The 14,840-nt window shown below is 49.6% G+C and carries 8 protein-coding genes and 1 pseudogene; 6 read left to right on the forward strand and 3 right to left on the reverse strand.

What is annotated here, in order from left to right; translation table 11 throughout:
* Positions 1-156: 156 nt before the first annotated feature.
* Positions 157-3,462 carry a carbamoyl-phosphate synthase large subunit gene (gene carB, locus GAC_RS03595; protein WP_012659056.1) on the reverse strand — a complete coding sequence of 1,102 codons (3,306 nt, stop codon included), beginning with the start codon at positions 3,460-3,462 and terminating at the stop codon, positions 157-159.
* A gap of 458 nt (positions 3,463-3,920) precedes the next feature.
* Positions 3,921-4,727 (reverse strand): dihydropteroate synthase, encoded by an 807-nt coding sequence (folP, locus tag GAC_RS03605; protein ID WP_037349481.1) that lies wholly within the window; start codon positions 4,725-4,727, stop codon positions 3,921-3,923.
* 375 nt (positions 4,728-5,102) lie between these two features.
* Here folP and GAC_RS03615 point away from each other — a divergent pair, with 375 nt between their 5' ends.
* Complete coding sequence (locus GAC_RS03615) at positions 5,103-7,463, forward strand: type I secretion system permease/ATPase (RefSeq protein ID WP_225318162.1); 2,361 nt, start codon at positions 5,103-5,105, stop codon at positions 7,461-7,463.
* Between the two features lie 113 nt (positions 7,464-7,576).
* The gene (locus GAC_RS03620) at positions 7,577-8,551 is read left to right on the forward strand and encodes a quinone oxidoreductase family protein (protein ID WP_010268142.1); all 975 of its coding nucleotides are present in this window, start codon (positions 7,577-7,579) and stop codon (positions 8,549-8,551) included.
* 324 nt (positions 8,552-8,875) lie between these two features.
* Here GAC_RS03620 and GAC_RS03625 read toward each other — a convergent pair.
* Positions 8,876-11,478, reverse strand: a pseudogene (locus GAC_RS03625) (UvrD-helicase domain-containing protein).
* A 121-nt stretch (positions 11,479-11,599) separates the two neighbouring features.
* Here GAC_RS03625 and ankB point away from each other — a divergent pair.
* From ankB to zapE, 4 genes are all read left to right on the forward strand, one after another.
* Positions 11,600-12,424 (forward strand): ankyrin repeat domain-containing protein AnkB, encoded by an 825-nt coding sequence (gene ankB / locus GAC_RS03630; protein ID WP_241760152.1) that lies wholly within the window; start codon positions 11,600-11,602, stop codon positions 12,422-12,424.
* Between the two features lie 88 nt (positions 12,425-12,512).
* Complete coding sequence (locus GAC_RS03635) at positions 12,513-13,409, forward strand: SPFH domain-containing protein (RefSeq protein ID WP_010265361.1); 897 nt, start codon at positions 12,513-12,515, stop codon at positions 13,407-13,409.
* Positions 13,410-13,946: 537 nt separating this feature from the next.
* Complete coding sequence (locus GAC_RS03640) at positions 13,947-14,273, forward strand: hypothetical protein (protein ID WP_010268129.1); 327 nt, start codon at positions 13,947-13,949, stop codon at positions 14,271-14,273.
* Between the two features lie 270 nt (positions 14,274-14,543).
* Positions 14,544-14,840: AFG1/ZapE family ATPase (zapE, locus tag GAC_RS03645; RefSeq protein WP_037349483.1), on the forward strand; the 297-nt coding region annotated here is incomplete at its 3' end.

Raw genomic sequence — 14,840 nt, forward strand, 5'->3', positions numbered from 1 at the left:
ATCCTCGTAGAGGTAAGGTCGGCTTTGGTTGAGATATTCTGGTGTGCTTTGTTTCTGGCCGCTATGGCTAGGTTGGAGAGCGATGCCAGTATTGGCTGATGGTCATCACAGGTGCAAATCTCGAGTAGGGTGCCGGCAAATTTTATCTGGAGGTTATCACGTGGCTGTCGCTTCCTCTTTCCCAGGGTCCCACTGCACTGAACATTCCGATAATGTTCCGGAATTTTTGTCGTGATACTCCTGTATGGGTGCCACCTCTGGGCCACCTCCAGATTTTAGGTTCCTGAGCGCGAGCACTATGGCCTTGGCACCGGAAAGCGTTGTGCTGTGGGGTATTCTGCGCATGATTGCGGTTCTCCTGATATCCGCGCTGTCCGAGACTGCTTTTATTCCCGCGGACGTGTTAATTACTAGCACTATCTCATCGTTGTTTAGCATATCCACTATGTGCGGCCTTCCTTCGCGGACTTTATTGATGCGCGTGGTGCGAATGCCCAACGTATCCAAATACTGAGCGGTGCCGGTGGTTGAAAAAAGCTCAAACCCCAAGTCCACAAATGACCGCGCCAAATCCGCCGCTGCCGGCTTATCGCTATCCTTTACCGATAGAAACACCTTGCCCGACGTTGGTAGTGCGTATCCGGCCGCGATTTGTGATTTTACAAAGGCCATGCCAAAGGACTGGTCTATACCCATGACCTCGCCGGTAGATTTCATTTCTGGGCCCAGCCGTGGATCCGCGCTTGCAAACCTCGAAAATGAAAACACAGCCTCCTTGACTGCCGTATACGACATTACCGCTGGTGCGTCACTGCTTATAGATATCCTTCCACCGAGCATTACTGCAGTCGCAAGTTTGGCTACGGGAACACCGGTGGCTTTTGCGACAAACGGCACGGTTCTACTCGCTCTAGGGTTTGCTTCCAGCAGATATACTTCCCCGTCCTGGATGGCATATTGGATATTCAGCAAGCCCCTGACATTAAGAGCCAGCGCCACCTGCCTGGTGTATTGCGATACCAAGGCTATCGTATTTTCCCCGAGGGTATATGGTGGTAGCGAGCATGCGGAATCTCCCGAATGGATGCCTGCTTCCTCGATGTGCTCCATGATTCCAGCTATGTAGACTTGGTTGCCGTCACAGATTGCATCCACATCAACCTCTGCGGCGTCGGTCAAAAACTTGTCTATAAGCAGTGAGCCGGAATCGAATATCTTGTCGTGCTCACGTAAATATGTGGCGAGGGCCTGCTCGGTGCGTACTACCGACATAAACTGCCCCCCCAGCACGTATGAAGGGCGTAGCAAAACTGGGAACCCCACGCGTTGTGCCTTCTCTAACACCTCGTCTGCGGAATTGCAGGTTTCGCTGTGCGGCTGCTTTATCCCAAGTTTTGTAAGTAGCCCATTGAATTTCTGCCTGTCTTCCGCTAGGTCGATCGAGTCAAAGCCCGTTCCAACGATGTTTATGCCCTTCTCTTGTAGCACCTTCGCGAGCTTCAATGGAGTTTGGCCACCCAATTGGACGATGACTTTCACCGTAGCCTGCCCTTCGGACTCCTTGCTTATGATGTCTAGGACGCATTCCCGCGTTAGTGGGGAGAAGTACAGCCGGTCAGATGTGTCATAATCGGTAGATACAGTCTCAGGATTACAATTGATGATTATGGCTTCTAGCCCCATCTGCTTTATCATGTGCGCGGCGTGTACGCATGTGTAGTCGAACTCTATTCCTTGTCCAACCCTGTTGGGCCCGCTTCCCAGTATTATGACCTTGTCTTTATTTGTGACCAGCGACTCGCACTCAGGCTCACCGAACGCATCTCCCTCGTAACACCCGTACATGTAAGCCGTGTTGGTTCTGAACTCTCCGGCGCACGTGTCAATCCTCTTATACACCGGTTTCACTGACAGGGTGTCTCGCAGGTTTTCTACATAAGCGACATCCCTACCGCCAAGTTCTGCTAGCCTTGCGTCCGAAAACCCAATTTTCTTGAGCTGCAGCAGCTCAGCCTTTGTTTGCGGTAGCCCATTGTTTCTGACCTCTTGCTCGTAAGCTACTATGATTTCTATCTGCTTGAGAAACCACGGGTCATACTTTGTGAGCTCGTTTATCTTGTCTATGCCAATTCCCATTCTCAGTGCGTCTGCAATCATGAGAATCCTGCTGGGTGATGGTTCCGCCAAGGCCGCATATACCTGCTCCAGATGTGTGCCCGGAGGAAAAAATTCGTTCAATCCGTTGTACCCCGCTTCCAAGGAGCACATTGCCTTTTGTAGGGCCTCAGTAAACGACCGACCTATCGCCATGGCCTCTCCCACTGACTTCATAGATGTGGATAACTCCTGCGTGGGAACCCGGAATTTTGCAAAGTCAAACCTGGGGACCTTTACCACCACGTAATCCATCACTGGTTCGAATGATGCCGGAATTGAAACTGCGCAGTCATTCGCTATCTCGTCTAAGGTGTAGCCTACGGCCAATTTTGCCGCGACTTTAGCTATGGGAAACCCTGTAGCTTTTGATGCGAGAGCAGATGATCTGGAGACTCTGGGGTTCATTTCGATGACTACCATCTCCCCCTCGCATTCGGGGTTGACCGCAAACTGGACGTTGGACCCGCCGGTTTCCACTCCTATCTCCCGCAATATGTCGAAAGAGACATTACGCATGCGCTGATACTCCTCATCGCGTAACGTAATTGCCGGTGCAACTGTTATGCTATCTCCCGTATGTACGCCCATAGGGTCAATGTTCTCTATGGAGCACACGACTATGCAATTGTCGCGACAGTCGCGCATAACTTCCATCTCAAATTCTTTCCACCCTATTATTGACTCGTCAACCTGAACCTCGGAAATTGGTGACATCGCAAACCCTCGTTGGACTGCCTCGCAAAATTCCTCTTCAGTGCGCGCTATGCCGCCGCCTATTCCCCCAAGGGTGAAAGAGGGCCTTATGACGGCTGGCAACCCCACATACTCCATCGCCTGGGCTATATGGTCTGAAGCCTTTAAAATTGTACTCTTTGGACACTTGGCCCCAACTCTTTCAACTGCTTTGCGAAATAGGCTTCTATCCTCCGCTTTTCGGATTGCATCCTGGTTTGCGCCTATCATTTCCACGCCGTTGCGAGATAGTACCCCACGATCTACAAGCTCCATGGCGACGTTAAGTGCAGTCTGCCCCCCGACCGTCGGCAGTATTGCGTTGGGCTTTTCTTTCAGGATGATTCTCTCAATAATTTCTGCAGTTATCGGCTCTATATATGTTGCATCTGCCAGGCCTGGGTCGGTCATAATTGTTGCAGGGTTGGAGTTCACTAAAACTATCCTGTAACCCTCGCTTTTCAGAACCTTGCAGGCCTGAGTGCCAGAGTAGTCGAACTCGCATGCCTGGCCTATTACAATAGGTCCTGCGCCCAAAATGATTATGGTTTCTATATCTTCGCGCTTTGGCATTCACATTTCCCGGAAATAAGCTCGCAGCATGTTACTACTAATGCGGGCAAAAAGCAAAGCGGGACTGCAGCACAACGCATGATTGCAAGGCGTAACTTTTCCTGCGCATTGGCTGCGCTTTTGGTGTTGGTTCCGTGGCGCGCCCTGTATCTGGGTGTGTGCAGGTTTGGTAGGTGCACGTGTGAAGTAGCTAGAAGCGAATTCTTGGGTATTACGCACATACACAAGGCTCCCCAAGCGTTGCCCGCGAGTCTGCGCAAGCTTATGGTTCGCAGTTATTTCCAGATGCGCAAGTCTGTTGGTAATTTGTGCAGGACGTCTGTAACTGCACCAGCGGTTGTGCCGCCATCACCGCGCGATCTGCACACAATGGCGTGCTACGGCTTCTGGCGCACATGGGACCACCTTACCTGACACATATTGGGGCGAAGCCTTCTCCTGTGGGATGGGCGCAAAAGCTACATCAGCATGCCTGCGACTGTGAGCGCAGTTTTGCAAAGGGACACGTTATGGACTCTTATAAACTCTACTCCCTGGTTCAGCAGAAATGCTGATACGACCGCCGTGGGAAAATCACGCGATTCTGGCTCAGCCGAAATTGCGGAGAACATAGACTTGCGTGAGTGCCCGATACATATTGGAAAACCCAACACTTTAAAGTGCGATACATTTTTTATGATATACCATGAGCACTTATGCGACTTTCCAAAGCCTATACCAGGGTCTAAGATGATGCGCTGCTTATCCACGCCGGCAGAGACTAACGCGCTTACCTTGGCGTGAAACCATTCGATAATCTCCTCCACCAATTGTTCTGGCATATCCAATTTTGGCCTCGCAATGGATACAGGTATACCAAAATTGTGCATGATGATTATCTTTGCACTGCTATGCGCCACTGTCGACAGCATTTCCGGGTCCATGAGCCCGCCCACATCATTTACGTAATCCACTCCGAGAGCTAAAGCCCCTGCAGCGGTGCGTGCGTTTCTGGTATCAACACTAACCTCAACCCCCGAGCTGTGTGCCATATTCACAACTTGGGGCAAAACCCCACTCAGCCTATTCCACTCTTCCTCCTGAGAGATGGCCGTGGCACCGGGTGCGCTTGACTCCCCACCTACATCTATAACTGCCGCCCCATCTGCTATTAACCTTGCAGCGTGGCCGACCGCGCTTTCGCTATTGAAGAACTTACCTCCATCAGAAAACGAATCTGGGGTTACATTCAGCACTCCCATGATTTTAGTACGCAGAGGATCCACACTTGACCCATTACCTGAGGAGCAACGCGGCGGAAATGACGCAAGCTGCCTGCAGCGCCACTCTTGCAAGCATGAGCTTGTTCCTATACTTTACGTAAAAGCTCCCGCCCACAGACGCTAGCACGACACCTGCTACCAACGAGAGTACAGTAAGCAGTGATAACACAACGACGGGTAGCATTTTTACAAACAGTAGAACAAACCCCAAGTGGTATTCTAAGGCCTGATTTAGGGTTGTACAACACTAATTTACTTTATGATAAGTAGACTTTTATAGTAATATCGAGGCTTAACGACTGGCGCCACTCTGTGAGTGCGTGAGATCCGTGGTATTTGGGGTATGTAGTGGAAGGTGTAAAGTTCGGCTTTTCCGCGATGAAGGAGCTGAAAAAAAGCGTCCTTTATCAAACGCTGGAAAAGTGCAAGGGCGTGTTTTGGTTTGTGTTCTGGTTCAGTTCCGCAATAAACGTCCTGGTCCTGTTTTTGCCGCTGTATACCTCACAGGTTTTGGATAGGGTGCTCTCCAGTGGGAGCTCTTCCACTCTCCTTATGCTAAGCATAGTAACTGTAGGCGCGTTGGTCTGCTCTTCGATGTTGGATGTTTGCCGATCCTTGACCATGGCTAAGGTTGCGGATTGGATAGATAGAGAAGCCACGCCCGATCTGATTGCCAGATCCATCAGCTTGACCTCAGTGAAGGCTTCAACTTCAAGCGGTGAAGCAATACGTGACCTTGGGGTGGTCAAAGGCTTCATTACGGGGTTTGGCGTGCTATCCCTATTCGATATGCCGTGGGCGGTAGTGTATCTTGCTGCAATATTCATGATACACCCAGTCACAGGGTATATAGCCATAGTTGGCATAGTGCTGCTGGTATTGATGGCGATCTGGAATGAGCTGGCGACCAAGCGGGTTATGCAGGAGTCTAACGAGGAAAACGTGCGCAATATCAACTATATAGATGTTGCAAGTCGGAACGCCGAAGTGGTAGAGGCCATGGGGATGGTGAGGCACATAGTTGCCGAGTGGTCCGATAGAAATACCCACAACAGGAAGTTGCAGATAAAAGCTCAGGGCAGGTCTAACGTCATTATGGGTGTTACGAAGTTTGTTCGCTCTGTTCTGCAAATTTCTGTAATCGGTGTGGGAGCGTGGCTAGCCATACATGGGCATAAAACTGCCGGCGGCATAATTGCTGCCTCCATTCTTATGGGTAGAGCTTTAGCCCCGTTTGAGGCTGCGATTAACACCTGGAAGATGCTACTTTCGGCAAGAATCTCCTACAGAAGGTTACAGGCCCTGCTGCTCGCATTTCCTAAAAGGGAGCAGGCCATGGCGCTGCCCAAGCCTAGGGGGGGCGTCACTATGGACAGGGTGTTTTTCACGCCGTATGGGGGAAGTAAGCCTACAATTAAAGGGGTGTCTTTCGGTGTGGAGCCTGGTAGCGTTGTTGGGATCATCGGGCCCAGTGCCTCAGGGAAGTCAACCCTGGCCAAGCTTTTGGTTGGGGTATGGAAGCCACTGTCTGGAGTTGTCAGGCTTGACGGTGCGGATGTGTACACGTGGAATAGGGAAGATTTTGGCTGCCATGTTGGGTATTTACCTCAAGATATTGAGCTCTTTCAGGCCTCCGTTAAAACCAACATTGCAAGGATGGCACCAGATCCTGACCCAGAGAAGGTAATTAAAGCCGCTAAAATTGCTGGAATTCATGAAATGATATTGCACCTCCCCAGCGGGTATGACACCGTGATAGGTGGCAGTGGAGTGGTCCTATCGGGGGGGCAAAAACAAATGCTGGGGCTAGCCAGGGCGTTCTACGGCGACGTGAGGCTCTTGGTTTTGGATGAACCCAATGCAAATTTGGACGGAAGGGCAGAAGCAAACTTGGTACGTGCGCTCGCCTATGCGAAACAGCAGGGCATTACAACGTTTGTTGTGACACATAAAATGCAGTTGCTCGGCGCTGTGGAGCAGATAATCGTTATGGATGACGGCATGATGGCCGCTATGGGCGAGAGAGACGAGATACTCAGTAGGTTCACTACCAACAAGCCTCCTACCAGCAAGGAATCGGGTAGTCAGGAGGGTGCAGGAGTGCGTCCTACCAGTGGTCCAGGGCCTTCTAGAATAGAAGCGTCGTCCGGCAATGTTGGCGGTGCCGCTGCGGGTGCTGCAGATTCTCAGAACGCTGTGGGGGGAGGCCGCGCTACACACGGCCATAATACTCCGATTGGAAACTTGCAATCTGGTGGCAGTCCAGATCATCCTGCTGGAGGCCCAATAGAAAAAGGGGGCGGCACCTCCTCGGTTGCAAGTGTGGCCAAGAGTGAAGGCGTCACACAGCAAGATTCTGTGCCCGAGCAAGACCGCGAACAAGTGGCACGTGAAAAGGCTGATAGTCCGGCGACCGACGCACACGCAGGCTCTCCGGGTGTGCTGCGTAGTAATACGAAAAATGCCGCTGAACGCAGCAGCGCTGAAAGTGTCTCTAAGGTACAAGAAAAGTCGCACAAAAGGAAAACTCGCAGTCGTATCAAGAAGTCCGCAACAAGTGGTATACCGGATACGGCATCAAAGGTGCGTATTTCAAATGGCGCTAGTACAGACGGAGCTAAAATCGACGATCCTATTAGTGGCGGTAGTCCTGGTGCTAAGGCTGCCATGGGAGCTGGGTCTCAAAATAACGGCCGTGTACGCATGGAAGCTGGGTCACTGGTCCCGGAGCAGGACTAGGTCTTTTATGGAACAAAGTGAATTAAATAGGTGTGGATGTATGACCGATGCGAGATCTTTTTCTTTTGTTAATGGTTGTATGTAATATGGTACGGTGAGATGGAGTGGAGCGTATGTCAAAAGCTGTTGTTATCGACAGAAATGGTGATGCGGGCGTCCTCAAGTATGTTGACGTAGATGTTGGTGAGCCTGGCAAGGGCGAGGTTTTAATTGAACATACGGCGATAGGCCTGAATCGCTACGATGTGGAGTATCGTACTGGAACAAGGAAAGTGCCGTCCTTCCCCGCGGTTTTGGGTGTGGAGGCCGTTGGTGTTGTGAGGCAACTGGGGCCGGGTGTTGAGGCGCTAAATGTTGGAGATAGGGTAGGGTACTGCACTGCACCCGGTGGTGCATACTCTGAGACCAGATTGATAAACCAAAAGTACCTGTTCAAGATAGCTGATGACATCAGCGACGAGGTTGCCGCTGCCGTCATGCTTAAGGCAATGGCTGCGCACTATCTTACTCACAGAATATATGATATCCGTCCGGGAACATTTGCCCTGGTGCACGGAGTGTCTGGAGGCGTTGGGCAAATTCTCTGTCAGTGGGCTAGGTACAAAGGCGGCAAGGTTATAGGAGTTGTAGAGTCAGGTGCACGTCTCGGTGTGGCGAAAGAGGTGGGCTGTGCTTACGTTGTGAACCTAAAGGATGATGACATCACCAAAGAGGTGATGACGATCACTGGTGACCGGGGCGTGAATGTTGTGTATGACCCGATAGGTGCAGCGGTGAGCAAGATGTCGTTCGGCGTATTGGGGCACTTCGGGCTGTACATATCTTACGGAAGCATTTCCGGCCGCATGCCCAGTGTCAGTATGTCGATGCTGAGTGCCAGATCGTGGTTTATAACTTCTCCGGCGATTCAGCACTATAAGCGCTCCAGGTTGGAACTTGGGCTCACCGCCATGGAGATATTTGAAATGCTCAGGAGGGGGCATATTAGGGCGGAGATTAACAAGACTTACAAGTTTAAAGACATTGCCAAGGCTCACAAAGACCTTGAGGACCGGAAGTTGTCGGGTTTAGGCGTCATTACCATGTAATGCGACCGTTTGGGTGTGAACATTGGCTGTGCGCACACTTGCTGGTTATTGGCCAAGGCCCGGGCGGCTGGTCGCAGTAAGCTGGTGTTTCCAACTTGAAGGTACGGTAGTTTCCCGGGTGCGTAGCAGCGCCCCATGTGTGGCGGTGATGCGTGTTGCGCCGGTGCATTGTGGCCCCGTTGGCGGCTGGTCTAAAGCGCCATGCACAAGTTCCTCAGCCGCTGAGCGCGTTAGCAGCTTCGTACGCCACCAACAGGTTACGAGCTCGCTCCATAAGTTTGCTATGAATAAATGTGCTGACTAGAACTTGAGTGGTCTACCGCACTAAGCCGGTTCTTCGGAGCTTTCTATGTAGAGTGCATCTACCTTGTCTTGGAACATTGGAGACAGGACTACTGATTTTTTTGCGAATACGCCCTCTCCTGCGCCGGTAATGATACTGTACCAGGACTGCTCGCGTGGGGGACCCACTCCAGCCACGTACAGCTCATCTTCCGCCCTGGTCATGGCAACGTACAATAGCCTGAGATATTCGTTGTATTCTTCCTGCCTTTTCAGCGTTTTTAGGTCCCTGCAACGCGCGTTTGTGTCGCCAGCACACCATATAGGTGTATTTTCGGCGTCGAAAATGAGTTGAAGCTCGCACCTGGGGACATTCGTTGTATCTGGTAAAAACACAATGGGTGATTGCATGCCTTTCGCGTTGTGCACAGTCATAACTCTTGCGACGTCCTCTGAGGTGTTTATATCAATCTTCACTTCAGGGTTTGTGCTCTTTATCCAGTGAATGAAAGATTCCAAAGTGTTCACGTTGTTGAGCCCAAACTTGGTTAGTGAGTTCATAAATTCGTCCACGATCTCTGCTGATGCCTGGCCGGGGTGTTGCAATAGCTTTTCTCTGTGCTCTGATAGGATAAGGCAGTATAAATCCAGCGGAGTACGTGTTTTGGAAGCATTGATTAGTGATACTAGATAGTCTGCGATTTTGCCGAACTGTGCAAATGCCTGTAGTTTGCCCCACAACGAAACGGCATCGGCGCGGCTATGCGTTAAGTTTAATAGATCGCAGTCTGTCAGTTCAAAGATTGGGGACTTAAGCAACGCCGCGAGAGCCATGTCGTTTTCGGGTAGCAACAAGAATTCTCCCAGGTTTACCAAGTCCTGAATTGCGACGTAGTCCATCATGTTGAACCTATCCCTGCCGGATACTGGAACTCCGGCCTGCCTCAACTCCGCGATTATGTAATCAACTAAAATGGTTCTGCGTCGCACCAGTATTAGTATGTCCCCTGCGCGTACTGGGCGATTTTTAGCAGCTAGTATCCTGCCGCTTTGAATCCACGTACCGATGGACCTCGCCATTGTTTGTGCAAGCAGCAAGTGGTCAGTGGCATGTGGTGTGCCGGTTTCCACCTCTAGCTCGTCCCAGGCGTAAAGTTTTCTACGCTTTTCAGTGTTTATCAATGGCCACACTTCAACGTACCCATAGTCTGACGCGCGATATGCTTCATGCTTTATTTCTTGTGACTGGAAAGAAACTTGCTCTCTAAAAGCGTTGAAAACCCGGTCCACAAGGTGCAAAATAGGCTTGGCTGACCGGAATGACGTCTGAAGTTGTATGGTGAGCGCGTCGCTGCTTTGGGCGACAAAATACTGGTGCATGCGGTGAAAATAATCTGGTCGGGCGTTTTGAAACCCGTATATAGATTGTTTAACATCCCCCACAACGAACAGAGTTCGCTTATTATTGCTGCTACCAAGCCCAGAGAAGAACTCGCTGCACAGGGCGGCTACTATGTTCCACTGCTCGAGGCTGTTGTCCTGAGATTCATCCACCAGTATATGGTCTATTTCGCTGTCTAGGCGGAAGAGCACCCAGTCTTTGCAGTCTGGATGTAGCATGAGATCAAGCGTAAGCCCAATTACATCGTTGTAATCCAGGTATTTTGAGCATTTCTTGTCCTGTTCATACAACGCCGCGCATTTTTGTGCAATCCGCACCAGGTGGAACGTACGCTTTGTTATCCGTTCTGTGTAAAATTTTTCGGCAAATTCCAGCAGCGCCTCCTGTTCGCACTCAATTACCCGGACAATGTCGGGAAATTGTTCCAAGATGCCTTTTGTCACTATGCTAGAGATGGATTTTTTGCCAGGGATTGTAAGTTGATGAAAATCGACAAATACTCCGCGACCTCTTCCGGAGACCTCCTGGTGGAAGTATTCCAAGTGCTCAGCCTTTTGCCGATTTTTTGGTCTCTTGTGCTGCCACACTTCAAGGCGTCTATCAACTGCACTGGGCACATAATTGTGTGTGGGTCAGCAACTGCGGTTTGTGGCGGCTCAATGGGGACAATCTTGTGTTGCTTGTTGATGATTTGATACACAAGGTTGTACAGAGTATCTTCTGCGAGCTCCACCGAAATTTCTGACAAGTCACGGTCAATGCTCCTATCCTCTCGTAGCAGCTGTGCAAAGATTTTTGGGTAAGACCACGACAGTTCGCGCATTTCAAAGTCTGCCGAGACACCTGTTTCCGCGGGGAATGATGCCACTAGAGAGTGACAAAAGCTGTGCACCGTTTGTATTTTTAAAATGGATGGGACGTCAAAGAAAAGCCGCCGTGCTCTTACATAATGTTGGTGATCTATCTGTTGGTAGCATACTTCCCGAAGCCTGTTGACTAGCTCTTCTTTGGGTAGCGCCAGCCACTCTGCAACTATGCCGTATACCCTCTCTCTTATTTCATGTACAGCAGCGTTTGTGAAAGTGAGGCACAGTATATTGCGCTGCCCAGATACCATCAGCCTTATTACTCTATGGACCAGTAACTTAGTTTTTCCAGTACCTGCAGATGCACTTATCCACACGAATTCCCGTTCCGGGTCGGTAGCACTTTGCTGCTGTATGTCAAGCTTAGAATTTTTCACCGGTTTTGTCTTTTTACTTTCTTAACCTTTGTGTTAATGATTAAATCATACTTTGGTGGTAGAGCCTATATGCGTGGAGTCTAAAGAGTAGCGAAACATGTGTGGTGTGAGGAGGGTTTTTTTGACCGGTGTTTTGTGCACTGTGTTTTGTAGCCAGGAATGCATTGCTAGCAGCTCTTCCAGTGGCACATTAGACTTTCTTTTGGGAGAAGTAAGCAAGCGCGCGGAGACCATGATACCTAGCGTGGAGTCGGGCATCAGCGGCATTATGACGTGGCGCAAAGGTGGCGATGACAAATCAAAGGAACAACGCTCAAACAAAGAGGTGAGCGTCGATGATGCGCAAAAACGCAATGAGGGAGAGAAAAAGCCTCCAGTGCAGGGAAGCGAAACCACTGGTGATGTGGTTAGCGAAACCACTAGTGATGTGGTTGCTGAAACCAACGCGGAACGCGTACAAGACGGTGATCGTGGCGAATCTGCGGGTGATAGCGCAAATCTACCACGCGGCAAAGCCAGGCATTGGCCGCACCGCAGAGCAGCCCATCCGTACATAGAGACGGACGCATACAATAACGATAATATGCATCTACCACGATTTTACCGCGCGGAAGATTACTACGCACACGTATTCTACTGCGCAAAAGCTAATGACATCACAGGGCTTTTGGCTGTCGTCGATGAGTTAGCAGCAATGGGCAAAAACCAAAAGTTTGTCATGGAAGAAATGCGTGCTAACAATGGGGACAACCTGCTTATTTATGCAGTTAGGCATGGAGCCATAGATACTGTCAGGTACCTGCTGTCAAATGGTGCTGATGTCAGCGTCAAGAATGATCGAGGAGAAACCCCGCTCAGCGTTGCGATTGATAAGGGCAGGGTAGACATGATAAACGCAATAAGTGAAATGCAGGTTGGCTTCAGCGAAGAAGAACAAGAGGGGTAGCTGCCCGTTGGCTGTCCAAATGGGCTTTGCGTCCATGCCGTTATATTGCTATCGTTAGTCCTTGCACAAAACTGTACTAGGGGGTCTCATGCAAAAAGATGGGGGAAAACGTAATGGTGTAGCATCGTCGTCCGTGCGCAATATTGAGAACAAAAATCTGCTTTGTTTTAACGGATACAGCGTAATAGGCGTAATGCTGATTAGCCTAGCCGGGCTCGGTATTGGCTGCCTGGTTAGCGATTTTTCGCTGCCGTTTTTAGGTGCCATGGGCATATTGACTGTAATCGGGTCACTGTTGCCAAGTGGCTTCTTCATAAACGGGCCAAATGAGGCCAAAGTTGTGGAATTTTTTGGTGAGTACATCGGCACGTCGTTCGGTATGGGCCTACGTTTCACTGTACCCTTCTCCGCTAAGCGCAGTGTTTCTCTGAAAATCGAGAGCACAAACACCTCCGTGATGAAAGTTAACGATGCAGATGGGAACCCTATAGAGATAGCAGCTGCCGTGGTTTGGAGAGTTGTATGCCCAGCCAAGGCGTGCTTTAACATAGAGAATTACCAGAGCTTCATTTCTGTGCAAGGAGAAACTGCCCTCAGAGAGCTTGCCGGCAGCTATCCGTATGACTCCAATTCTGCCGTATCGCTGCGCCAGAATTCTACAGAGATTTCCCAAAAGCTTCGTGCGATCCTGCAAAGCAGAATGGGCATTGTTGGCATCGAAGTGGAAGATGCGAGAATATCCCATCTTGCGTACTCTTCAGAGATAGCGCAAGTTATGCTGCGAAGGCAGCAAGCGAAGGCGATTTCCGAGGCCAGGGTGTATATAGTGAAAAACGCGGTCAACATGGTAGACGAAGTGCTATCTCACCTTGAAGCTAAGCACGGGATTGACTTAACTGATGACCGCAAACTCAAGTTCGTCAGCAATCTGCTGGTTGCGCTTGTATCAGAAAGTGAAACACAGCCCGTCATAAGCGTTGAATAAACAAACTGCATTTTCTGTTGGAACGCCTAAGACTTATATGTATAACCACGCGCACGAGAAATCCACTACAGAAGCCGTGAGTTTGCGGCATGAACTGCGAACCAAGCAGCTTCAGACGATTAGTGCTTAGGGTGTAGCAAATTATCAAATTATATGAGCACAAACACGTGCCGTTATGCTCCGCGCGTTGCAACCTCCGCACTGCAAGCTTTCCACCGTAAAGTATAGCGAACACCGATAATGCCGCTACAGTGCCCATATTTTTAGCTTATAGACAATAGTAACTCACAAACTTTTTCACGCCAGATTTTTCTCTCAGCAAATACATACTAGCTGAGTAACAGTTTTTGATCAGCCTGTACGGAAATATCCAATATAATTATATCATAACAGGCATATCGTAAAATCCCCGCCATTGGGAAAGAGGCTACTTTTTTTGTTCATAATAAGGAGCAGAGAGACACCCTGACGCGGCTTGATTTTTTGTTTTCCCTGGGTTTTGAATCGATCGATCTTTCTTAATCTAAGAGGGTAAAAATGGACTCCAATCTATTAAACTTCTACAACTACTGCGGGGTGTACGACGGCCTTGCTACTGACCCACTTCACAATTTGGAGGATGAGGAAACGGTTGGCGAACAGAAACGTTACAGCTCACTTTGGGGTGCAGTTATACTTCAGGCCATGATAGACATTACATCTAACTATAAACGAACGGAAAATAATATAGAAAAGATGAAGGCCTTTAACTGGATCAACGATTTGCACAGTGATTTCATAACTGTATGTCACTTTGCTGGTTACAATCCGGCCTATGTTAGGGACAAGATGAGAGATATAGTCTCTAAATCCCTGAGTAAATAGGTAATTGTGTTGCCTGATGGTTATGCAACAAACTTCTTTCCCTTCAAATTTGGAAAACTGGGTTGCGCGTAATGTGCCCGCGGTATATGGTTCGTGGTGTGAGATGGAGTTGTGCCACTGTTGGGAAGGGTACCTGGCCTGATTTTCCGCGTGGTACGGCGGTAGTGGAATTTATCCCGTTTTTATGGCACCCTATATCTGGGCGTAAGATTCTCTGCCTCAGTTGCGAATTATAATCCCCCGGATCTAGCGGGGTTGTTTGGTAAGTTTATGCTTGCTAGATATCACAGTATGGTCGATGCGCGCAAGATAGCGCGAGATGACCTCCAGGTTGATGTGCTCAAGGAGCTGATGCAATACGACCAAGCTCCGCCGAAATGGTGGGAGTTTTGGCGTAGGCCAAGCTCTACCGCAAAAAAGGGCGTATACATATACGGGGATGTTGGCAGGGGCAAGTCTATGCTGGCGAATCTGTTTTACGAACATTCGGTAATCAAAAAGAAAAAAAGAATACACTTCAACACCTTCATGAAAGATTTGCACGATCTGCTGCATCACATGCGTGTT

This window comes from Anaplasma marginale str. Florida (assembly GCF_000215485.1).
GTDB lineage: Bacteria > Pseudomonadota > Alphaproteobacteria > Rickettsiales > Anaplasmataceae > Anaplasma > Anaplasma marginale.

Coding starts and splice junctions, on each gene's coding strand:
- carB (WP_012659056.1), bottom strand. CDS start 3,462: ATGCCAAAGCGCGAAGATATAGAAACCATAATCATTTTGGGCGCAGGA.
- GAC_RS03615 (WP_225318162.1), top strand. CDS start 5,103: ATGAAGGAGCTGAAAAAAAGCGTCCTTTATCAAACGCTGGAAAAGTGC.
- GAC_RS03620 (WP_010268142.1), top strand. CDS start 7,577: ATGTCAAAAGCTGTTGTTATCGACAGAAATGGTGATGCGGGCGTCCTC.
- GAC_RS03635 (WP_010265361.1), top strand. CDS start 12,513: ATGCAAAAAGATGGGGGAAAACGTAATGGTGTAGCATCGTCGTCCGTG.
- GAC_RS03640 (WP_010268129.1), top strand. CDS start 13,947: ATGGACTCCAATCTATTAAACTTCTACAACTACTGCGGGGTGTACGAC.